This is a genomic window from Aquimarina penaris (assembly GCF_040786285.1).
GTDB lineage: Bacteria > Bacteroidota > Bacteroidia > Flavobacteriales > Flavobacteriaceae > Aquimarina.
Map to the genome: position 1 here is coordinate 318,062 of NZ_JBFMKQ010000003.1, position 22,010 is coordinate 340,071.

20 protein-coding genes are annotated in these 22,010 nt (G+C 33.6%); 12 read left to right on the top strand and 8 right to left on the bottom strand.

Annotated features, from left to right (window positions below; translation table 11 throughout):
- Window positions 1-33 precede the first annotated feature (33 nt).
- The 3 genes from ABW637_RS15210 (at window position 34) to ABW637_RS15220 (ending at window position 3,877) form a co-directional block, all read left to right on the top strand.
- Window positions 34-2,619: a phosphoenolpyruvate carboxylase gene (locus tag ABW637_RS15210; protein ID WP_367585572.1), complete on the top strand. Its 2,586-nt coding sequence runs from the start codon at window positions 34-36 to the stop codon at window positions 2,617-2,619.
- A 178-nt stretch (window positions 2,620-2,797) separates the two neighbouring features.
- Window positions 2,798-3,310, top strand: coding sequence for a DinB family protein (locus ABW637_RS15215; RefSeq protein WP_367585573.1), 513 nt, complete (start codon window positions 2,798-2,800; stop codon window positions 3,308-3,310).
- Between the two features lie 189 nt (window positions 3,311-3,499).
- On the top strand, window positions 3,500-3,877 hold the full coding sequence (locus ABW637_RS15220) for a nuclear transport factor 2-like protein (RefSeq protein WP_367585574.1): 378 nt from the start codon (window positions 3,500-3,502) through the stop codon (window positions 3,875-3,877).
- An 18-nt stretch (window positions 3,878-3,895) separates the two neighbouring features.
- Here the strand turns inward: ABW637_RS15220 and ABW637_RS15225 are convergent, their stop codons facing one another.
- From ABW637_RS15225 to ABW637_RS15245, 5 genes are all read right to left on the bottom strand, one after another.
- Window positions 3,896-4,750, bottom strand: a complete 855-nt coding sequence (locus ABW637_RS15225; RefSeq protein WP_367585575.1) for a hypothetical protein — start codon at window positions 4,748-4,750, stop codon at window positions 3,896-3,898.
- 109 nt (window positions 4,751-4,859) lie between these two features.
- Window positions 4,860-5,498 (bottom strand): alpha/beta hydrolase, encoded by a 639-nt coding sequence (locus ABW637_RS15230; RefSeq protein ID WP_367585576.1) that lies wholly within the window; start codon window positions 5,496-5,498, stop codon window positions 4,860-4,862.
- A 23-nt stretch (window positions 5,499-5,521) separates the two neighbouring features.
- On the bottom strand, window positions 5,522-6,373 hold the full coding sequence (locus ABW637_RS15235) for an alpha/beta hydrolase family protein (protein WP_367585577.1): 852 nt from the start codon (window positions 6,371-6,373) through the stop codon (window positions 5,522-5,524).
- 4 nt (window positions 6,374-6,377) lie between these two features.
- Entirely contained in the window at window positions 6,378-7,196 is an 819-nt protein-coding gene (locus ABW637_RS15240) for an alpha/beta hydrolase (RefSeq protein WP_367585578.1), read from the bottom strand.
- Window positions 7,193-7,759 carry a TetR/AcrR family transcriptional regulator gene (locus ABW637_RS15245; RefSeq protein ID WP_367585579.1) on the bottom strand — a complete coding sequence of 189 codons (567 nt, stop codon included), beginning with the start codon at window positions 7,757-7,759 and terminating at the stop codon, window positions 7,193-7,195. Before ABW637_RS15245 ends, ABW637_RS15240 begins: the two co-directional genes overlap by 4 nt.
- 92 nt (window positions 7,760-7,851) lie before the next feature.
- Here ABW637_RS15245 and ABW637_RS15250 point away from each other — a divergent pair, with 92 nt between their 5' ends.
- The 6 genes from ABW637_RS15250 (at window position 7,852) to ABW637_RS15275 (ending at window position 13,629) form a co-directional block, all read left to right on the top strand.
- Complete coding sequence (locus ABW637_RS15250; protein ID WP_367585580.1) at window positions 7,852-8,277, top strand: PaaI family thioesterase; 426 nt, start codon at window positions 7,852-7,854, stop codon at window positions 8,275-8,277.
- Window position 8,278: 1 nt separating this feature from the next.
- On the top strand, window positions 8,279-9,364 hold the full coding sequence (locus tag ABW637_RS15255) for an isochorismate synthase (RefSeq protein ID WP_367585581.1): 1,086 nt from the start codon (window positions 8,279-8,281) through the stop codon (window positions 9,362-9,364).
- 55 nt (window positions 9,365-9,419) lie between these two features.
- Window positions 9,420-11,144, top strand: a complete 1,725-nt coding sequence (gene menD / locus ABW637_RS15260) for a 2-succinyl-5-enolpyruvyl-6-hydroxy-3-cyclohexene-1-carboxylic-acid synthase (protein ID WP_367585582.1) — start codon at window positions 9,420-9,422, stop codon at window positions 11,142-11,144.
- Window positions 11,145-11,246: 102 nt separating this feature from the next.
- The gene (locus ABW637_RS15265; RefSeq protein ID WP_367585583.1) at window positions 11,247-11,588 is read left to right on the top strand and encodes a DUF2853 family protein; all 342 of its coding nucleotides are present in this window, start codon (window positions 11,247-11,249) and stop codon (window positions 11,586-11,588) included.
- 108 nt (window positions 11,589-11,696) lie between these two features.
- The gene (locus tag ABW637_RS15270; protein ID WP_367585584.1) at window positions 11,697-12,530 is read left to right on the top strand and encodes a CvfB family protein; all 834 of its coding nucleotides are present in this window, start codon (window positions 11,697-11,699) and stop codon (window positions 12,528-12,530) included.
- A 115-nt stretch (window positions 12,531-12,645) separates the two neighbouring features.
- Window positions 12,646-13,629 carry an ion transporter gene (locus tag ABW637_RS15275; RefSeq protein WP_367585585.1) on the top strand — a complete coding sequence of 328 codons (984 nt, stop codon included), beginning with the start codon at window positions 12,646-12,648 and terminating at the stop codon, window positions 13,627-13,629.
- On the opposite strand, the gene ABW637_RS15280 is transcribed toward ABW637_RS15275, so the two are convergent.
- A complete protein-coding gene (locus tag ABW637_RS15280; protein WP_367585586.1) occupies window positions 13,610-14,032 on the bottom strand; it encodes a hypothetical protein in 423 nt (140 codons plus the stop codon). The two genes, ABW637_RS15275 and ABW637_RS15280, sit on opposite strands and share 20 nt — an antisense overlap.
- Window positions 14,033-14,189: 157 nt before the next feature.
- On the opposite strand from ABW637_RS15280, the gene ABW637_RS15285 reads away from it, so the two are divergent.
- The 3 genes from ABW637_RS15285 to ABW637_RS15295 are packed head-to-tail and all read left to right on the top strand — an operon-like array spanning window position 14,190 to window position 16,518.
- A complete protein-coding gene (locus ABW637_RS15285) occupies window positions 14,190-15,032 on the top strand; it encodes a 1,4-dihydroxy-2-naphthoyl-CoA synthase (RefSeq protein WP_367585587.1) in 843 nt (280 codons plus the stop codon).
- A 52-nt stretch (window positions 15,033-15,084) separates the two neighbouring features.
- A complete protein-coding gene (locus tag ABW637_RS15290) occupies window positions 15,085-15,861 on the top strand; it encodes a hypothetical protein (protein ID WP_367585588.1) in 777 nt (258 codons plus the stop codon).
- Between the two features lie 51 nt (window positions 15,862-15,912).
- Window positions 15,913-16,518 carry an SPOR domain-containing protein gene (locus ABW637_RS15295; protein WP_367585589.1) on the top strand — a complete coding sequence of 202 codons (606 nt, stop codon included), beginning with the start codon at window positions 15,913-15,915 and terminating at the stop codon, window positions 16,516-16,518.
- Window positions 16,519-16,522: 4 nt separating this feature from the next.
- Here ABW637_RS15295 and ABW637_RS15300 read toward each other — a convergent pair whose 3' ends face one another.
- Both ABW637_RS15300 and ABW637_RS15305 read right to left on the bottom strand, forming a co-directional pair.
- A complete protein-coding gene (locus tag ABW637_RS15300; protein WP_367585590.1) occupies window positions 16,523-18,937 on the bottom strand; it encodes an alpha-ketoacid dehydrogenase subunit alpha/beta in 2,415 nt (804 codons plus the stop codon).
- Window positions 18,938-19,136: 199 nt separating this feature from the next.
- Window positions 19,137-21,965 (bottom strand): gluzincin family metallopeptidase, encoded by a 2,829-nt coding sequence (locus ABW637_RS15305; protein ID WP_367585591.1) that lies wholly within the window; start codon window positions 21,963-21,965, stop codon window positions 19,137-19,139.
- Window positions 21,966-22,010 lie beyond the last annotated feature (45 nt).

A 22,010-nucleotide genomic window follows, 5' to 3' on the forward strand; every position in this document is an offset into this window, starting at 1 on the left:
TTATTAACCATTAACTAGTAGTACCACCACAAAATGGCTAGAAAACCAAAAATTGAACGTTTTAATGAAAACGTTCTGGCAAAGTACCAGATATACAATAGTATACTAATTACATTGCCCTTCGATACTGTAACCAATACAGGAGTTTTATTACCACTTTTTAAAGAAGTGTGCGAAAAAGGATACGAACAACATAAGAATCCTACAGAAATTGTAGAGAGCTTTTTTAATCTGTATCAAGACAACCCTTCAGAAAAGGATATGCATGATTTATTGTTTAGGTTTATTCAATATATCGAGCGTCAGGTTGTATTGTTTGATGCAATAGAAGACGCTGCTTTTCCTGTTGTTAACAATATGGATGGGCGCGGTACATTAAGAAGTATTAAAGAAGAAGCGCAAGCCAAAGGACAACTACAAGAACTGAAGGAATATTTGAGGCGTTTTAAGATTCGTCCAACATTAACCGCACACCCTACCCAGTTTTATCCCGGTACAGTATTGGGAATTATTCATGATCTTGATGATGCAATACAACGGAATGATTTATCAGAAATCAAAAAGTTATTAGCTCAGCTAGGTAAGACGGCCTTCTTTAAAAAAGAAAAACCAAGCCCGTATGACGAAGCAGTAAGTTTGATTTGGTATTTAGAGAATGTATTTTATCAATCTGCGAGTAAAATCTATAACTATGTCCAGCAAAATATTTTTGAAGGAGAGGATCTTGATAATGATTTGATTAATTTGGGCTTTTGGCCAGGGGGAGATCGTGATGGAAATCCATTTGTAACTACAGAAACAACTCTTAAAGTAGCAAAACGACTACGTAAAACGATTTTAATTAATTACTATCGTGACATAAGAGAATTAAAACGTAGAATTACTTTTGGAAACCTTCAGGATAAAATTACAATTCTGGAAAACGCATTATATGAAAACTTCTATTATGCGAAAACAGCAGAACCTCTATCGGTAGAAACTTTGATGAATGGGTTGTTAGAAATTAGAGAAGAATTAATTTCTGAACATCAATCTTTGTTTCTTGAAGATTTACAGGACTTAATCAATAAAGTGAAGATCTTTGGATTTCATTTTGGGACATTAGATATTCGACAAGATTCAAGAGTTCATCATACGGTACTTACCGAAGTGGTTACTAAAACCAATGAATTAGGTCTTGGTATCTTTCCTGATGATTATATGTCACTGTCTGATGAAGAGCAAATTAATGTGCTCTCTAACGTAACCGGAAAGATAGACCCTTCTATTTTTGATGAAGATATAGCACGGGCAACTTTAGAATCTATCTATGCTATAAAGACAATTCAGCTAAAAAATGGAGAACGCGCGGCAAACCGATATATCATAAGTAATAATGGAAATGAACTTAACGTCATGGAAACCTTTGCGATGATAAGGCTTTGTGATTGGGAGTTTCCATCTGTAGATGTGATTCCTTTGTTTGAAACGGTTCCTGATTTACAGGTTGCTCATACGGTTATGGAGTCATTGTATAGTAACCCAGTCTATATGGCACATCTAAAACGCCGAGGAATGAAACAAACCATTATGCTTGGGTTCTCTGACGGAACAAAAGATGGTGGATACCTTATGGCAAATTGGGGGATTTTTAAAGCAAAAGAAGAGCTTACCGAAATTTCTAGAAAGTATGATGTAAAAGTAGTATTCTTTGATGGTCGAGGAGGGCCGCCAGCCAGAGGAGGTGGAAATACAAATCAATTTTATGCATCACTCGGCCCAACTGTCGAAGATGAAGAAATTCAATTAACAGTGCAAGGGCAAACCATTAGTTCTAATTTTGGAACCCTAAACTCTTGTCAATATAACCTGGAGCAATTACTTGGTGCAGGGGTTGAAAATCAATTAACCGATAATGAAAGTAATCTTTTTTCTGTAGAGAATAAAAGTACTATGCAAGAACTTGCAGACATTAGTTACCAAACCTATGTTGATTTTAAAAACCATCCTAAGTTTCTTCCGTATTTAGAACATATGAGTACTCTAAAATACTACGGAAAAGCAAATATCGGAAGTAGACCATCTAAAAGAAGTAAAAGTGCAACTCTTGATTTTGGTGATTTAAGAGCAATACCATTTGTAGGTAGTTGGAGTCAATTAAAGCAAAACGTACCTGGATTTTATGGTGTCGGTACAGCATTAAAAAGATTCGAAGATCGTGGCGAGTTCGAAAAAGTTGCGTCACTTTATAAAGATTCTGCGTTCTTTAGAACGTTGATAGGGAATAGTATGATGAGCCTTACTAAATCGTTTTTTGAGTTAACAGCGTATATGAAAGAAGATCCTGAGTACGGAGCTTTTTGGGACATCATTCATGATGAGTACTTGTTGACAAAGCGATTATTGTTTAAGTTAACGGGGTACAGCGAATTAATGCAAAACGAGCCAGCAGGAAAGGCGTCTATTGATATAAGAGAAAATATTGTGTTGCCATTATTAACCATACAACAATATGCGCTAAAGAAAATACAAGAACTAAATCGATCTCAAAAAACTGATCCTAAAGACTTAGAGATTTATGAGAAAATGGTAACACGTTCTTTATTTGGTAATATCAATGCAAGTCGAAATTCGGCCTAATTTATAAAGTACTGTTAAGAAGGTTATCTAATGAGGTGGGAATTATTAAATTTCTACCTCATTTTAGTTTTAAAAGTACCTCTTGATGTTTATGCATCAAGATTTCTATTAACTTTCATTCCGGCCCTTCAACTATCGCTCAGGATAACTAAAGGCCGGAATTCATAAAATTTCAACTATGTTATCTCTATTAAAGGAAGGAGAATTTAATCCGTATTATGGTATTTATATTTCTAAGGCAGAGCATTCTGATATTGTAGAAGGATTGCAAAGCAGTAAAAAGGAATTTGTAGATTTTGTGAATTCAATTCCAACAGAAAAGCTAACCTATGCCTATGCCGATGGGAAGTGGACTATCAATGAAGTATTGCAACACTTAATTGACACAGAACGCATCTTTGCTTACCGCGCTTTGCGCTTTGCCAGAAATGATAAAACGCCAATTTTAGGGTTTGAACAAGATGATTACGTGCCAAATTCTAATGCTAATTCATATAGGAAAGAAGAAATAATTGCCGATTTTGAAGCCGTACGAAGTAGCTCGATTACATTGTTTAAAAGTTTTACAGACGAAATGTTGCATAGGATAGGAGAGGCTAGTGGGAGCCCAATGAGTACTCGAGCAGTTGGGTATATACTTGCAGGGCATCAGAAACATCATTTTAATGTTATCCAAGAAAGGTATTTATAGTTTTTTGATTTTCAACTTTTTTAGAGAACGTTAACTTTTTTGTCAAGAGCGTTATACACATTGTCAAGAGCGTTGTGCACATTGTCAAGAGTGTTATGCATGTTGTCGAGAGTATCTTACGTGTTGTCAAAAGCATCAACCAAGTCATCAATAGTAGTAATGGTTTAATTAAGAGTAAAGAATAATACAATGACTAAAGAAGAAGTAGCAAGAAATTATCTTTTGCATTTAGAAAAAGGTAAAATGAACAAAGTAATTGATTTGTTTTCTAAAGACGGAATTGTTGAGTCTCCTTTGTATGGAGTTAAACCCGCAAAAGAATTCTATACTATTTTGGCAGCAGATACAAACAACTCGATATTAAAGTTTGATGGTTTATTTTTTGAAAAAGATACGAATCGAATTTCTTTACTTTTTGATTACCACTGGATATTGAAAAGTGGAGAAGAGGTAGCATTTAAAGTCGTTGATATCATCGAATTGAATTCTGAAAATAAAATCAATAAACTAACTATACTATACGACACGGTTAAGAGTAGAGCTATTTTAAATAGTTTACATACGTAATAGAAAAATAAGAAATAACTAGAAGGCGTATGTATCTTCTCTTAGCATATTAGAGAGATAATCTGTAAAATTAAAGGTGTTATTGCTATTAATACCAATGGTATGTCCTACCCATGTTGCTAAATTACCTGTATTATTTACTCTGTGGATAGCCCTGGGATAGTTGCTATTCAGTTTAGTGTCAAATGCATCAACCACAAAAATATTAATATTAAGATCTCGGGCAACTTCTTTATCTATCTCCGATGCAGCTTCAATATTAATTTCATAGAAATTAATAGTTCTTGGATGTCCATGCACCTCGGCTAATAGCATCAACCCCTCGGCTATTCTTGGGGCACTTATTTTTCCTATTTTATAGACTTCTATAATAGATCTTGTTTTAAATATGCGATTTGGGCTAAATTCTCTTTTAGCAAAAACTTGACCGGTATTTACATCTAATACTATATACAATTGATGTTCTAGGCCTTCTAGAGCTGTATCTTCCCCAAGTATTTGAATTTCTTTTTGTATTTGGTCTTCATCAAAAACAATAACAGAACTATTTTTATGAAGTTCTTTTATTCCTTCCTTAGACCTAGGTCCACCTTTTTCCTTTAGAACATAATCCCATTCTCTTTTATCGATCACTCTTAAATTATTTGTAGCCGCTCTATCTCTTCCTAATATCTTTCCGGTTAACCTGTCGATATAATAGTCACCGTGTTTGCTTTCTTGAAAAGCAGTTACATGTTGGAGGTTAAATTTTGAAGAAAGGATGTTGGTGGGGTTGTTTATGTAAGCCCTGGGTACCTCATTGGTTTTAACATGAAATGAGTAAAGATTACCCGTAGAATTAGCAAGTAATGTACATGCTAGTAATATTTTCAAACATGAGATATTCATAAAAAGTAATTGTGACTGAATCTGGTTTATTTTCTTTTGATCATAACCATCAATATATAAATTTATGAAAAAAATCCAATACACGATTATCTAACTATAGAACAGCTTTTAAAGATTTAATATCTAATTCATGACCTCCAGGATGGGTTCTAAATTCAATTTGTGGGAGTATTTGTTGTACTCTTATTTTTTCGGCTTCTACTTTATCGATTTCAAAATAAGGATCTTTTTCTCCTACAATATGGGTGATTTTGGTTGTGTCGGTTAAAAAAGTGAAATCTTCTTTATGCAATTCTTTTGGGAAACCTCCCGATATCATTATAAAATCTTTGCAATTAATTTTTCGACTTGCCACCCATCGACTGGCGATACTAACCCCTTGCGAATATCCTAGAACTATAAATCGAGTGTTGTTTGGGATTTTTTCTGCTTTAATTGTAGCATCAATATAATTCAATACATTTTCAGTTTCAGTTTTTGTATTTTCTTTAGTGAGCCAACTCGAACCAACTCTTCGATAATCTTCTCCTTTATAGTATTTTGAAGGAGCCTGTGGAGCAATAAAATAATTTTCTTCTGGGTTTAAGCTTTCAAATAATCGAATAAAATAACGACTTAGATACCCGATGCCATGAAAAATGAGCCACACATTTTTTGTGTTCTCGGTCAAGTGATTTAGAGTGGAGTAAGAATTAGAAGCTTGATAGGATACTTTTTTTTCTTCAGAATTCATAGATGTGTGATATGATGTATGTTTTAGTTAAGATCAAACCATTGATTAACAATGGGCCACAAGATATCTTGATTTTTCTTTCTAAAAAAATCAAAGTGGCCAATAGATTTTAAATTAAAATCAGAAGGGGTAAGATGTTTTCTGGTTACATCTGCATTACAATACACTCGATTGGCTAGAATGTCGACCGATTTTTTGGGAGCAAAGAGATCGTCTTCAATACTTACTAGTAACATAGGTTCTTTGATATCTTGATAATGAGTAATTGACTTACTCTTGGTAAAATGCAACATAGAATCAGGATGTAATAAATAGGCAGTCCAGTCTTTGGCGGCTTTTGTGGTTAAAGGCTTGCCTAATCCGAACCAGTTAGAAGGGTAGTAACTCAAAAGACTAGTGGTAATAGGTACAAAAAGTTTAAAATTCAAATAGATAAGTAACCGCATTCTAAATGTAAAATGCTTATAAAATCCAAACTGAGAAGCAATGGTTAGGTATTTGTCATAATACTGATATCCATCACTAAAGCCAATACTGTTGCCTCCGTAACTATGACCAATCATATATTGTTTGTTGTTAGGGAATTCTTCTTTTGCATGTTTAGAGACTGCTTTAAAATCTGAAGCCCAAGAGAAAAACCCATGTGCCTTTAGAGATTGAATACTTTTTGACATAGAGCTCCCAATACCGCGATAATCAAAAGTAAAGACATTACAGCCTTTATTAGCCAGGTATTCGGCTAAGCTGAAATAAAATTTCTGTGGAACAGCTACAGCAGGGGCAAAGACGATAGTTTTGTTATTTGGTTGTAGAGGTGTAAACTCATGAACCGAAATCGGATATTTATCAAAGGATTGAACAGTGTATGATTCCATTTTTTTATTGTATTTGTGTATTAATCTGAGCGTCAAAAAAGGATATTATCCTACTGAAGTATTCATCTCGATGTGGAGATTTTGGTATTTGCGCATGTTTTGCGTTAGAAATAATGTGAACGTCTGATGGGACCGGTATGGCTTTACTGAAAAGCTCTCCGGCATTATTTTTTATAAATTCATCATTTTCAAGGTAAATAAAAAGAACATTTTTAAGGCTATGAGCCTCTTTGATTCTATCGATCATACGAATCTTCTTTTTAAGCCTTGGATTTAGAAACCCCATGATTTTTAAAATGTTGTTGGCTAAAGGAAATTTTACCCAAAACTCTTCAAGAGTATTTGCTGCACTTTCTACAATGGCAAATTCATAGTTATGATCCTCTGCAAAAGCTATTGTTGCCCACTGTCCTCCAAGCGATATGCCTAAATAACCTAACGGGACGTTGGGGAATATTTCTTTAGCTACTTTTCCGGCCGAAATAATATCCTTATGATAGAAAAAATTTCCAACCTCGCTTTCTCCAAATCCATTAATATCAAAAACCAAAACATTATAACCGTTGTCTCTAAGGATATCGGTATATCCATTTTTTAAATAATATCCTTTGGCTTCTTTTCCCATGGGATGCCCTAAAACAATAGTTGCTTTGGTACTATCTAATTTAGAGCTTGCGTGTAACCCTTTTAGTACCGCTCCAGAATTACTCTTAAAAGATATAGCAGTCCAATCGTTTTGAGAAACTGAAGGTAATGGGTTTTTCCATTCGACCATAAATCTTCCAAAAAATGGCTTTTTCATGAGTTTATAGTATGTTTTCATGATGTAAGTAGTATTATTTTTTCCATTCTAACAATGGCATTGTTTACATATTTAGGATCCTCGTAGATTTGTGTCAATAAGATACCGCCCTCAATATCCTGTACCATTTGTTCGGCAAGGGATAATGCTTCTTCTGAAGCATAATTTGGTGCTAATAATAGTTGTAATCCTTGAATAAAATCTTGAAAAAATAACTGAATATCTTTTTTGTATATAGGATCTAAATGAATGGTTTCTAAAGCGGTGTTGGCCATTATGCAACCGCCATCAGTTACTTTGAATATTTTATCAAGTAACTGTTTCATTTTTATAAGTTTTTCATTAAGATCAAGCGACGGGTTTTCTATAATCCTGAAGAGATTGTAGTTAAAATAACTATGAACATTGACTAGTACTTCTTTGATTAATGCTTCTTTATCGCTGAAGTAGTAATAAAAGTGAGATTTCTGAATACCACAAGTTTTAGCCAGCTCGCTCATACTACTCTTAGAAACTCCTCTTTTTCTTAGCACCGGGATAATCTTTTTTAAGACTTCTTCTTTGGATGTTTTAATTTTAGGCATATTTTATTGAACGTTCGTTAAAATAATAAATAAATATAGTTAGAATTTTTAAATGCCATTGTTTATTTTTACTTAAAATTTAAAAAATACAAATGCATCCTAACGAAAAAGAAATATTAGAGCAGTGCAAAAAAATGTGTCCAAATACGCTTTTAGAAACCTTAGAAATATCTTTTTCTGAAGTAGGTGAGGACTATTTGATAGCCAAAATGCCAGTAACACCAAAGGTTCATCAACCTGATGGAGTGTTGCATGGCGGGGCAATGGTTGCGTTGGCAGAAAGTGTTGGTAGCGCTGCATCATATATATTTCTTAACGCTAAAGATTTTTTTATAAGAGGTATAGAAATTTCGGCAAATCATGTAAAGAGCGTTAAAGAGGGCTATGTATTTGCAAAGGCAGAAGTGGTACATAAAGGTAGAACTACTCAGCTTTGGGATATTAAAATCCGCGATGAGGAAGAAAATTTAATCTCGATAGTTAAGTTAACCACCATTGCACTTCCTAAAACAAAATAGTATGAACGAGCCTGATGTTTATGCTAAAATTCAACAACAATTAGATCAGAAATTGCCCTTCGTTGTTTATAACAAGCCAGGTTCTGATGTATTAACGATGTTTTCTCAAGATGACGATACGGTATATGAGGTAGGAGCGTATTCTAACTCAGGCTTTATTTTTGCACCTTTCGACAGTTCTAAAAGAGCGGTATTTTTTCCTTTTAATCGAAGTACAAGTTATAATGCCACAATTTTGGATCAAGAAAGTATAGCACAAGGGCAAAGCACAAACATTTCTGGAGCAACAGAAGACTCTATCGAGAAAAACATGCATCTTGAACTTGTGAAATCAGGAGTAAAAACTATAGAGTCTGGAGGTGTCAAAAAGGTTGTGTTATCGCGTAAAGAAATAATAACAAACGATGAGGCCTTTGATCCGTTGGCCATGTTTCAGCGATTAATAAAAAAGTACTCCAAGGCTTTTGTGTATCTGTGGTTTCATCCAAGAGTTGGTATGTGGTTAGGGGCTACTCCCGAAACATTATTGCAAAGTAAGGATCATACATTTAATACGATGGCACTTGCTGGTACACAACCTTATAAAACTGATGAAACAACAGTATGGGCTGATAAAGAGATAGAAGAACAAGAAATGGTCACTGATTTTATTCTAAAAGAGTTATCTCCGGTTGCAAATGATATAGTTTCCTCAAAAACATATACACATCGTGCAGGAACCTTATTGCATTTAAGGACAGACATTAAAGGAAAATTAAATTCTTACCCATCGGGGATAGAAGATGTGGTTAAGATTTTACATCCAACTCCTGCTGTTTGTGGTGTTCCCAAAGGGAAAGCAAAATCATTTATTTTAAAGCATGAAGGGTATGATCGCAAGTTTTATACTGGTTTTTTGGGAGAGCTTAATATACAGAATGATAAAGGAGTGGTATCTAATTTATTTGTAAACCTGCGTTGTATGGAGCTGAAAGGAAAAGAAGCTTACCTGTATGTAGGTGGAGGTATTACTAAAGATTCTGATCCAGAGAAAGAGTGGGAAGAAACAGTAAGAAAGACAGAAACAATGAAAAACGTTTTATTTTAATTTACCTTCAAAACGTTGGGGTAAATTGAGTTGATATTGTAATTTAGCAACTCGAATGAAGAAACATTTATATTCCAAAATTCCTTTAGCGCAAACTATTGTTACCTTATGCGAAGCAAAAGGTATTCATCATATTGTTATATCACCAGGATCTCGAAATGCTCCACTTACTATTGGGTTTAGTGAGCATCCCGAAATGAATTGTTATAGTATAGTTGATGAGCGATGTGCGGCATTTTTTGCTTTAGGAATTGCTCAGCAGCTCCAAAAACCAGTAGCACTTGTATGTACATCAGGTAGTGCTTTGTTAAATTATTATCCTGCAATTTCTGAAGCATTTTATAGCGATATCCCTTTAGCAGTCTTGAGCGCAGATCGACCGATTGAGAGAATTGATATTGGTGACGGGCAAACCATTCGTCAAAAAAATGTGTTTGAGAATCATATTCTATATTCGGCTAATTTATATTCTGAAGTTGTTGTAGAAACAGAAATACAAGACCTAAAAGTTCGTCAGAAACTTAGAGAAGCCCAAAAACATAATGAGAGAGAGATTAATCTGGCACTTAATAAAGCTATAGAAAAAAAAGGCCCGGTTCATATTAATGTTCCTTTTTATGAGCCTTTGTATGATAAGATTGAACAACCCACCATTTTCCCAAAAAATATACCTCTAGAATACCCGCAGTATACTATTTCTGATGATTTGCAATCAGAGATGATCAAAGAATGGAATCATGCACAACGCAAAATGGTACTGATTGGAGTAAATTTCCCAGGAAAAATAAAGCAACAATGGATTGAGTATTTTGCTCACGATCCTTCTGTTTTGGTCCTTACCGAAACGACATCAAATATCCATCATTCTTCACATATTAATTGTATAGACCAATTGATTACTTCTCTAACTAAAGAGGAGTTCGAAAACTTACAGCCAGATATTCTTTTAACTATTGGTGGTATGGTGGTTTCTAAAAGAATTAAATCATTTTTACGAGAATATCAACCCCAATCTCATTGGCATGTAGATGAGAAAAAAGCATTTGACACCTATTTTTGTCTTACAGAGCACATACGATTGGATTCAAATATATTTTTCTCTTCTTTCTTGCCACAAACACATGCTGTAAAAAGCATGTATAAACCTACATGGATTTCAATACGGGATGAAAGAAGAAAAAAGCATTCAACATATCTTCAGCAAGTACCTTTTACAGATCTTAGTGTGTTTGAAGTTTTGTTTGATCGTATTCCTGATAGACAAATGATACAATTGAGTAATAGTTCCACGGTTAGGTATGCGCAATTGTTTTCACTAAATCCTGCGTATCAGGTTTTTTGTAACCGAGGTACTAGTGGTATAGACGGAAGTACTTCTACTGCTATCGGGGCAGCATTAGTGTCTGGTTTACCAACTACTTTAGTAACAGGAGATCTTAGTTTTTTTTATGATAGTAATGGGTTATGGAATGATTACATTCCAGCCAATTTCAAAATTATTGTAATAAATAACGGAGGGGGTGGAATTTTTAGAATTTTACCAGGAAAGGAAGAAAGCGATAATTTTAGTCAATTTTTTGAAACCACTCATAACCTTACAGCTAAACAGTTATGCGAAATGTATGGTTTTATATATAACTCGGCTACAACTTTGGATGAAGTAGATATTTCGATTCAAAAAATGTATTCGCAAGAAGGTTCTCCGCAGTTATTAGAGATTTTTACGCCTAGAAAAGAAAACGACAGTACTTTAATCGGGTATTTTAAGTATTTCGTCTAAAATGGTTGCCAGAAAACAATTTTTCAGTTCAAAATTCCATTATAAATACTCTATATTTGAGAAACAATTGAAATTAACTTAAACCTAAAACATTATCATCTTATGAGTAAAAGAGACGAATTAATAACTAAGTATGCTTCTGATATTAAAGACAAAATTGGTCAGACACCAGATATGGACCTTCTAACTAAGGTTACTATTGGATGTGGACCTTCAATTTATAATGCCGATGCTGCAACTGTATCTGGAAGTGATCAAAAAGAACTTGATACGGTTAAGAAGAACTTTCTAATCAAAAAATTAGGTCTTTCTGATGGACCAAAATTAGATGAGGCCATTGCTTCTGTAATTGAAAAATATGGTAAATCAAACCGTAATAAATATAGAGCTGTTGTTTATTATCTTTTGACAAAACATTTCGGAAAAGAATCTGCTTATAAATAAAATAAGAATTTTCGATAACAAAAAAGGCGCTCTAAATGAGCGCCTTTTTTGTTTCAAATCAGTGTGAGAGAAGATTAAAAAAGTATCTTTGCGCAAAAATAGAAGAACATGCTTAAACTTGGGGAATATAATACTTTAGAAGTTGTAAGAGAACGAGATCAGGGGGTTTACCTATGTGATGATGAAGGTGAAGAAGTTTTATTGCCTAATAAATACGTACCAGAGCAATTCATGATACGAGATATGCTAAAGGTATTTGTGTATTTAGATAGCTCAGAACGAATAGTAGCAACTACTTTAGAGCCCTACGCAACTGTAAAGTCATTTGCATATTTAAAATGTACCAATGTATCAGAAATAGGTGCTTTTTTGGATTGGGGTTTAGAAAAAGACCTTTTTGTTCCTTTTAAAGAGCAAGCTTCAAAAATGAGAAAAGGGAACTGGTATTTGGTTTATGTTTATCTTGATGACGAAACTAATAGATTAGTTGCTTCGAGTAAAACCAATGCTTTTTTAGATAATTCGATGGTTTTATTGTCTCCGTATGACGAGGTGGATCTTATTGCTTCGCATCCTTCACCGCAAGGTTGGAATATGATTGTTAATCAGAAATATTTGGGATTAGTATATGCAGATGAGATATTTCAGAAAATTACTCCTGGAGATCAGATTAAAGGATTCGTTAAAAAAGTGCGCCCCGATGGTAAAATAGACCTAACACTTCAGCAGCATGGCTATAGGGGGATAGAACCCAATGCAGAACAGATACTTAGAGAATTAAAAGCTAGTGGTGGATTTATAGATCTTAATGATAAATCAGACCCCGAGGATATTAAAGAAGTGTTTCAATTAAGTAAAAAGAGTTTTAAGAAAGCTATTGGCACACTGTATAAGGCAAGAAAAATAACTATTGAGCAAGATGGGATTAGACTCATAGAATAAAAGACAAGTTGCAGAGTTATTTAGATAATGGTTTAGAGAAATTTCTCAAAATAAATATTTTATTAAATTTATAACCTCAAACTAAATAATTTCAACAACTTAACCTTTTATTTTAATGGTCACATTATGTAAAAAAATTGCTGGAGCTAAGTGGTTTCAAAACTTCATAATTTCAGTAATTATACTCGCCGGGGTCTTAGTAGGTATACAGACTTATGGTGAAAAAATAGAGCAATGGACTCCAATTATTGATAGAATAGATTGGATAATCTTAATCATTTTTACCTTAGAGGTTATTATAAAAATAACTGCCGAAGGTAACCAACCACAAAATTATTTTAAAGACACCTGGAACTTATTTGATTTCTTCATTGTCGCAGCATGTTTTGCGGGCCCTTTTATTGGGGATAATGCCGAATTCCTACCTGTTTTGCGATTAATACGTATTCTTAGAGTTTTTAAATTGGTTACAGCACTTCCAGAGTTACAACTTATCGTAGGAGCGCTTTTGCGTAGTATTCCATCTATGGCGTATATAAGTCTTTTGCTAGGCTTGTTATTTTATATTTATGGAGCAATGGCGGTATTTATGTTTGGCCCTAATGATCCAATACATTTTGATAACCTTCAAACAGCAATCTTATCATTATTTAGAGTCATTACACTAGAGGATTGGACCGATATCATGTATATTAACATGTATGGTTGTGATAGTTATGGATATGGTGGAGGTAATGAAGCATTATGTACCAATCCATCAGCATCTCCAATATTGGCATCTTTTTTCTTTGTTTCATTTGTATTAATAGGAACCATGATTGTCCTTAATCTATTTATTGGGGTTATAATGAATGGAATGGATGAAATGAAAGCGGAAACCGAAATCAAAGCCAGGGTAGAAAGAAAAAATAAAGAAGATGGTGCAGATTTAAAAAATGAAATGCATCTGCTTATTGATAAAGTAGATTCTTTAAAAGAAGAGTTAAGTTTGTTGTCTCATCTGTATGAAAACGAGAGAAATGGGAAACCAACCTTAAAAAACATTCATGAACAGATAAACGGAGAATCAAGAGAGGTTCTTAATAAGCCAACCCGGTAATAGGGCAAAAGGCACCGCTATACAAACTAGCGTCTTTATATGCTGTGTTTTTTATTCCTCCAGCGTTGTTATTTGAGTTATAGCCATTCCCCGATACGGTAAATCCAATACTACCGGTCTTTGGTTGTGGTATTGCAATATTGTAACTGGTACTCACAAACTTGTTTCTAGGTAGATACATAATCGGAGCAGTATTTTTTTTCATATAATACTGTTCACGCAAATCTATGCTTAAATCTATTTCTATAAGTTTGTATTTGTCAACGGCTTTAGATTCTTCTTTAACTAAAGATAAAGGGGTATTTAGTTGTTCCCATGCTATAGTAATAGATGTAATAGTATTTTCTTGTCCATAGGTTAAGAAACTAATGGTTCCGATAAGTATTGTGAGAAAAACCTTCATGATGTAAATATATTATCAATTGATTTAAATTTATCAAAAACTATGCTAAATTCTTTTTTTTACTTTTAATATATAAGATTTATGGCAATTTACCTTGTATATGATATAGCATGATATACTATATTGTAGTATTTTTGATAGCATAAAAAAAATAATAATGAGTTCAATAGACTGGAAAACAGCAAAAGAATACGAAGATATAACTTATAAAAAATCGAACGGAGTAGCACGTATAGCTTTTAATAGACCTAATGTTCGTAATGCGTTTAGACCACAAACAACTAGTGAGCTCTATGATGCATTTTATGATGCCCAAGAAGACACCTCAATAGGAGTAATTTTACTTTCTGCAGAAGGCCCGTCTACAAAAGATGGTGTATATAGTTTTTGTAGTGGAGGAGATCAAAAGGCAAGAGGACATCAAGGGTATGTAGGTAAAGACGGGATGCATAGGTTGAATATTTTAGAAGTTCAACGACTTATTCGATTTATGCCAAAAGTTGTCATCGCTGTAGTGCCAGGTTGGGCTGTAGGAGGCGGACATAGTTTGCATGTGGTTTGTGATCTTACCTTGGCTAGTAAAGAACATGCAATATTTAAACAGACCGATGCAGATGTGACTAGTTTTGATGGGGGTTATGGATCTGCTTATCTGGCTAAGATGGTGGGACAGAAAAAAGCACGCGAAATTTTCTTTTTAGGTAGAAATTATTCTGCGCAAGATGCATACGAAATGGGGATGGTAAATGCAGTAATTCCTCATGATGATTTAGAAGAAACCGCTTATGAATGGGCACAAGAGATTCTCGAAAAATCACCTACATCGATTAAAATGCTAAAATTCTCTATGAATCTTACAGATGATGGTATGGTTGGGCAACAAGTGTTTGCGGGTGAAGCGACACGATTAGCGTATATGACAGAAGAAGCAAAAGAAGGAAGGAACGCATTTTTAGAAAAACGAAAACCGGATTTCAAAAATATAAAATGGATTCCGTAAATTAATAATCCCCCTTTATTATTAATTTGAAGGGGGATGTTTTTTATATATTATGGATAAAAAAGAAGAAGAGTTATTGTCAATGCACTATCAGATGGAAAAAACTGATGTCAAACAGCAAAAGCTGGAAGATCGTCTAATGTCTATTTCTGAAGATTTAAAAAAGAGTAAAAATATTAGAAATTTCTATTTTGCTTTTATTGTCATTTTAATATTATTAATAGGGGTTGGAGGGTTTTATTGGACCCAAGATAGTGCTGGAAATCTCTCTAATGAGTACTCAGATCAACAAAATACATTAGAACAACTTCGTTTGATTAATGATTCATTACAAAAAGAAGTCATGAAGCTCAAGTCTAATGTGTATAGAGACGACATGATTGATTCTACTGATGCTGCATTTAGTTTAATCGCAGGAGACACAATACAGGATAAATCTAAACTAAAATTTGATAAAAGGCATTGTTATGTAAATAGAGCTTATAAAAGTAATGATGTGATTTTTGTTGAAGTGGATTTTATAGAGTATTATTATGGAAAAAGAGCTGTGAAGAAGGCTAAGGAGTACGGAGATGCTGAGTATGATATAGACAAAAACGGCGATACATTGTATTTTCTGTATAAAAATTATTATATTAACAACCAGAATCCTAGTACTAGGGTTTTAGAAGTTGACGATAGAGCACAAGTGAGGATTGACAATATCAATCAGATTTCTAATGGTTTTCCATTAAAGGCTTTTCAAAAAATTATAACTAATAAACCAATTTTAATTTTAGAAACCAATAATGGTGTTGTTTATAAAGTAACCCAGCAGAAACTCCCTTAAGGCATGTGATTATATCTTTAGAATAACTAACAACCCCCTAATACCCCAAAAATGAAAGTTATTAAAGATGAAGATCTTTTATCTTTACATTATCAAATAGAAAAAGCTGAAATAAAACAAAAGAAACTTGAAGATCTTTTGGATATAGAATCAGTAAGGCTCAAAAAAAGTAAAAAATCTAATAGACTATTTGGATCATTTTCGCTAGTTCTTTTTTTATTGGCCATTTTTCTTGTGACCAATTCCTTTTATTTTAGTAAAACAACATCCAAAAATTATGAAAGTGAAGAACTTTCTTTAATTCTTGAAGAGTTTGATGCGGCAAAAGATGAATTAGATAGACTGAAAGAAGAAAACGCAAATTATAGAGAAATTCAAAGCTTGTATCTTTATAGAAACTTAATACATAAGGATACGATTTATTCTGTGCAGGTAAAAGCATTTAGTGATAATAAAATAGCCACAATTTCTGATAAGTTTACCAATGCTTTAGTGTATAACAACGAGTCTATTTATAAGTTTAGCCTGGGTGTTTTTGAAACCTTGGCCGAAGCGCAAGAGTTTCGAAAAATCTTAATGCAATCTGGTTTTGATAAAAAGATTTTTGTAATATCTTACAAAGAAGGAAAACGTTTACGAATAGAAGACTTCTACTAAATAGTTATCTTAATTTCGGGAAATCCATTGGATTTGTCTCGTTCATTATTTCATATATCTTTTCAAAAATGTCCTCAACCGATGGTTTGCTAAAATAATCTCCATCTGTACCAAAAGCAGGCCTATGTGGCTGAGCACTCAAAGTTTGAGGTTTGCTGTCTAGATGTTGATATATATTTTGCTCATCTATTAGCTTTTGTAGTATGTATCCTGTAGCTCCTCCTGATACATCTTCATCGATAATTAATATGCGATTAGTTTTGGCTACACTTTTTACAATGTCATGATTTAAATCGAAAGGAAGTAATGATTGAACATCTATTACTTCTGCATTAATGCCAGTAGATAATAATTCTTTTGCGGCTTGTTCAACTAATCTTAGTGTTGATCCATATGATACTAAGGTAATATCTGTTCCTTCTTTTACAGTCTCTACAATTCCGATTGGGGTCCTAATTTCTGAAAGGTTAGAAGGCATATTCTCTTTTAATCGATATCCATTAAGGCATTCTACAACCACAGCAGGCTCATCGCTTTCTAATAACGTATTATAAAAACCAGCAGCTTTGGTCATGTTTCTAGGTACAAGAATATGAATACCTCTTAATAAATGAATTAAGCCTCCCATTTGTGAACCAGAATGCCAAATACCTTCAAGTCTATGGCCTCTAGTTCTAATAATTAACGGAGCCTTTTGCTTCGCAAATGTTCTATAACGTAATGTGGCAAGATCGTCGCTTAGACCTTGAATACAATATAAGATATAATCTAAATACTGAATTTCAGCAATAGGGCGTAGTCCTCGCATAGCCATACCAATACCTTGACCAACTATAGTTGCTTCTCTAATCCCGGTGTCAGAAATTCTGATTTCTCCAAATTTTTCTTGAAGCCCTTCAAGTCCCTGGTTTACATCTCCAATTTTACCACTGTCTTCTCCAAAAATTAAAGCTTCAGGAATTCTGCTAAATATTTTTTCAAAATTATCTCTAATGATAAGTCTTCCGTCTACTAATTGTGCATCATCCTCATATTGTGGCTTTACCTCTTTAATGTTGGTTGCTTTAGTATCGAACTCACTATATAAATGATCACTATATTTCGGTTGTATACGATCAAAATATTCATTTACCCATTTTTGAAGAGCCGCTTTTTCTGCAAAGTCTTCTTTGGTTAGGTAGCGTAATGTTTTTCTTGTAGATTCAAGAATATCTTTACGAATAGGTTCTTCTTTACTAGCAAGTGTAGTAACCAGTGGTGAAATAAAATTCTTGTTAGCACTTTTGGCTTCTACATTTTTTAATAAAGTAAGAGCTTCATTTTGTTCAGACTTTATTTCAGATAAATAGGCGTTCCAAGCACTTGTTTTTCCTTTTCGTACTTCTTTCTTCGAGGTCTTTTCTATATCAAGAAGCTCTTCTGCTGTTGCAATATTATGATCTGTAATCCATTCTTTGAATTTCTTGATGCAATCATATTCACGCTCCCAGTTTAATCGTTCTTCACTCTTATATCTTTCGTGTGATCCAGAAGTAGAATGGCCTTGAGGTTGGGTCAATTCTTTAACATGAATAATCACAGGAATGTGTTTTTCTCGAGCTAATTCTTCGGCGGTTTCATAAGCATCCATTAAGGCAGGGTAATCCCAACCATTGACTTTAAGAATTTCATACCCTTCGTGGTTTTCATCTCTTCTAAACCCTTCTAGAATTAGCGAAATATCTTCTTTGGTCGTTTGGTGTTTTGCATGTACAGAAATACCGTATTCATCATCCCAAACACTAATCACCATAGGTACTTGTAGAACACCACCAGCATTTACGGTTTCCCAAAATAGTCCTTCACTTGTACTTGCGTTTCCTATGGTTCCCCAGGCTACTTCATTTCCTTTAATAGAGAAGTTATTCTGCTCAGGTAAACTCTTTTCATTACGATATACTTTTGAAGCTTGAGCAAGTCCTAGTAGTCTAGGCATTTGACCAGCAGTAGGGGATATGTCTGAACTCGAATTTTTTTGTTGTGTAAGGTTTTTCCAGCTACCGTCTTCATTCAAACTATGGGTTGCAAAATGTCCCCCCATTTGTCTTCCTGCAGCAAAAGGTTCTCTATTGATATCGGTATGTGCATAGAGTCCTGCAAAGAACTGTTCTACTGTGTATTGGTCTATCGCCATCATAAAAGTTTGATCGCGGTAGTATCCTGATCTAAAATCACCATTACGAAAAACTCTTGCCATGGCAAGTTGTGGTAATTCTTTACCACCACCAAAAATTCCAAATTTAGATTTACCCGTAAGAACTTCACGTCTTCCTAACAAACTACATTCTCTACTTAATAAAGCGATTTTATAATCTTTAAGTATTTGAGTTCTATATTCTTCGAATGAAATATTAGATGTAGTTATAGTTTCAGGTTGCATACGAACGACGTTTTTAGGTTTGCAAATTTAATTAAAATACAGACCAAATGCAAATGAGAAACTCTTAAAGTTTTTGAATATATTTTACTTAAAACGATATTTTGTTGATGAATTGATTATTTTATGGATTATTTTAAGGATTGGTTAACAAATATTCAAAATTTTCACATTTTCAGAATATTTGTAATTTTAGAGCACATTAATACCACTCTCGTGTAAAAAGTCTGATCAGTGTTTCGGGACTGAGTGTGATAATAAATCGAATTTGCTGATCATAATCTGGTCTTGAGATTTCCCAACCTTTATTAGAAAAAACCGGAAAGAATACTTCAAAATAATCTGCAACTAAACTAAGTCGTACACCACCATCGAACACGAATTTAGGTGATATGCCTTTGTTTTTTACTAAGCCAACATCTCCGTAGGCATAGATCCAATTCCATATGTTAGTGTTTGCATTAAGTGTAGTGATCCACTGATTGGCGAATGGATAATCTAGTTGTGACTTAAACCCTCCTTCGGCTATAATTATCTGTTGACTTGTTAAACCGGTATCTTCGCTTCGACCAAGGTAATTAAAGTCAAATAAATAATCGGTTGGTCTATCAAGAGCAAAACTGAAGAAATCACCATCTTTTTCTGTGTCATTAAAAAGGAAAGTCCCTGCAAAAAATCGAAGGTTTAATTGCCTGTTGTTCAAGAATAATTTTCTATAATTTATTGTAGCCGATGCTTTACTGAAGTTTTTCGATAATTGATAGTCAATCGTATATCCTAAAAAGTTAATAAGGTTAAAATCTGAGTAGCGATACCTTGTATTAAAAACATTATAATCTGGAGTAACCACTGGGTTTTCTTCATTTCTTTCTCTAAACACATTTATATTTCGAATAGATAATCGTTGTTTTTTATTAGATCTAAGATCTTTAGGTCTGAAATAAAAATTAACTGAAGAAGAAAATCTTCTAAATAATAGATCAGGAGCATAACTAAACATGCTTCCATTTATTCCATAGCGAATTTGATAAAGCCCATCTTCTGCAATTTGTTTACGAGCAAACAAAGAGGCCGAACCCAATAATTTATTAGATTTTAAACCATAGGCAGGGGATATGTTGTATTCAAAATTTCTTTTTAAAATGGTTTTATTATAAAATTTTGAGGCAATGGTAAAGCCGTCATATACGTTAAATTCAAACTCGGGAATAAAAAATATCTGGTTGTACCTTGGGTCTTCAACATCTTGTAAAAACCTAAATTGAAGCGGTTTGTTAAAGATCCATTTTAGGTTTCTGTAATTATTGCGCCTATTTACTTCGGGCACTTTTTGATCATAATCTAAAACGAGTTTACTAATATCTTCATTTAAAATCTTCACTGTTTTGGTTCCAGAAATAGTAGTAACCCAGGTTTTAGAAACAACATCTTTTTTACGTAAACCATATAGCGAAATTGGCATTGCATTATTTCCTTTGTTCTTTATGGTTACTTCTAACGAATCTTTTCTCTTCTTTACTGATTTAATTTTGAAATCTAATTTTTCATTGGTGTTTACGTAGTCTTCAAAAAACCAATCCACATTTTTAGGAGATAATGTAGTCAGAATTTCTTGATATCGCTTAGATGAAGTAGGTTTTAAGACGTTTTCTGCATAAAAATCTTTAATACTTTCTGCTAGAATATTATCATCTTCAAGGTAATCTTCTAAATATTTGAAACCAACTCCTGCTTTGTACGCGTTGGCAATATTTTTATTAAACTTCACTAATTCGTCTTGCGGTAATGATAAAGGCTGATCTAAGAATAATCTGGCCATATTTTTATATCCCAAAAAGTATTGATCGTTAAACTCTAAATCTGCCACATGAAACCATCGTACACCAATTACTTTACTTAATTTACCAATGATTTTCATTTCTGGGTAATACTGCTCTGTATACGCCATCATTAGGTAAATATGCAAAGCATCTCTTATCCAGGTATCATATCTTGGGTTTATTAGCAATGTATTTTCCAAGTAATTTCCTGTTATTGCTTTTAGTTGTTTAATTTCATATTGAAAACCATCCGGAAACGGCCTTAAAATATCGGGCAATTGATTTAGGCCATATACCGGATTATTTTTATAATCACTTTCTGAAACCAGAATTTTATCAAAAGGATAAGGGCCTAATTTTTTCTGTAAAAAATTCATGATTCTGTTTGTGGCAACAGATTTCATTTCGGGCATTAGGTCATTATCGTCTATATTGCTTATAAATTGAAGCCCCCCTGCAGAAAAACCATAGAAAGAGCTCTGTCTTTCTATATATAGATTTATTTCACTTCTTTTGTTACCAGAAAGTTGTATGACCCTACTTAATTCATCTTCAGAAGATTGAATGGTCTCACGTTCTAATTCGCTAACTACTTCATATTCTTTGGATAACCTAAAATTTATTTTGTAATCAGCTAATGGGGTATACAGATCATCCAGGTTTTTATGACTATAGATATTCCACTTGGTATCATACACGGCGGGAGTTATATACCAGTATTTTAAACTAAAATTTCCATTGTTGTGATATCCATACCGGGTAAATTTACTACTCGGAATTTTTATCTTATATTTTAATAAAAAAGTCTGGCTTTCTCCTGGATGAAGCGGTTTAGAGCACTCAATCCACATAATATCTGAAGTGCCGTTATAACGTCCCCATTTTAATGATTGTGCTTTCTCGTTAGTAATTGTTTGGATTACCGTTCTACCACGTTCATAATCTTTAGCGAAATAGAAGCGTTTTAAAAAGTCTTCAGAAAACCTCTTACCAAGCGCTGTTGTTTTACTCGAAAAACTATTCGCCCAATCTAGAAAAAAGATCTCATTTAAGATGTCTTCTGAAGTATTGGTATATGTGATTTCCTGCTCAATAGTAAGCTCTTTTTTTTCAGTATCCAGATCTGCATTGATACTAATATTGTTTTGAGCTGTTAGTGTAGACAGCGCAAAAAAAGCGGTTATAATATGAGTTATTTTTGTTATGCTCAATTTTTAAATTGGATTACAGGTAGTTCTAGATATGAATTTACGTTC

Bases quoted from the DNA above. Each gene is read 5' to 3' on its own strand.
- ABW637_RS15215 (WP_367585573.1), top strand. From the start codon at position 2,798: ATGTTATCTCTATTAAAGGAAGGAGAATTTAATCCGTATTATGGTATT.
- ABW637_RS15295 (WP_367585589.1), top strand. From the start codon at position 15,913: ATGAAAGTTATTAAAGATGAAGATCTTTTATCTTTACATTATCAAATA.
- ABW637_RS15245 (WP_367585579.1), bottom strand. From the start codon at position 7,759: ATGCCTAAAATTAAAACATCCAAAGAAGAAGTCTTAAAAAAGATTATC.
- ABW637_RS15235 (WP_367585577.1), bottom strand. From the start codon at position 6,373: ATGGAATCATACACTGTTCAATCCTTTGATAAATATCCGATTTCGGTT.
- ABW637_RS15250 (WP_367585580.1), top strand. From the start codon at position 7,852: ATGCATCCTAACGAAAAAGAAATATTAGAGCAGTGCAAAAAAATGTGT.
- ABW637_RS15220 (WP_367585574.1), top strand. From the start codon at position 3,500: ATGACTAAAGAAGAAGTAGCAAGAAATTATCTTTTGCATTTAGAAAAA.
- ABW637_RS15275 (WP_367585585.1), top strand. From the start codon at position 12,646: ATGGTCACATTATGTAAAAAAATTGCTGGAGCTAAGTGGTTTCAAAAC.
- ABW637_RS15210 (WP_367585572.1), top strand. From the start codon at position 34: ATGGCTAGAAAACCAAAAATTGAACGTTTTAATGAAAACGTTCTGGCA.
- ABW637_RS15285 (WP_367585587.1), top strand. From the start codon at position 14,190: ATGAGTTCAATAGACTGGAAAACAGCAAAAGAATACGAAGATATAACT.
- ABW637_RS15300 (WP_367585590.1), bottom strand. From the start codon at position 18,937: ATGCAACCTGAAACTATAACTACATCTAATATTTCATTCGAAGAATAT.
- ABW637_RS15270 (WP_367585584.1), top strand. From the start codon at position 11,697: ATGCTTAAACTTGGGGAATATAATACTTTAGAAGTTGTAAGAGAACGA.
- ABW637_RS15265 (WP_367585583.1), top strand. From the start codon at position 11,247: ATGAGTAAAAGAGACGAATTAATAACTAAGTATGCTTCTGATATTAAA.
- menD (WP_367585582.1), top strand. From the start codon at position 9,420: ATGAAGAAACATTTATATTCCAAAATTCCTTTAGCGCAAACTATTGTT.
- ABW637_RS15230 (WP_367585576.1), bottom strand. From the start codon at position 5,498: ATGAATTCTGAAGAAAAAAAAGTATCCTATCAAGCTTCTAATTCTTAC.
- ABW637_RS15240 (WP_367585578.1), bottom strand. From the start codon at position 7,196: ATGAAAACATACTATAAACTCATGAAAAAGCCATTTTTTGGAAGATTT.
- ABW637_RS15255 (WP_367585581.1), top strand. From the start codon at position 8,279: ATGAACGAGCCTGATGTTTATGCTAAAATTCAACAACAATTAGATCAG.
- ABW637_RS15290 (WP_367585588.1), top strand. From the start codon at position 15,085: ATGGATAAAAAAGAAGAAGAGTTATTGTCAATGCACTATCAGATGGAA.
- ABW637_RS15280 (WP_367585586.1), bottom strand. From the start codon at position 14,032: ATGAAGGTTTTTCTCACAATACTTATCGGAACCATTAGTTTCTTAACC.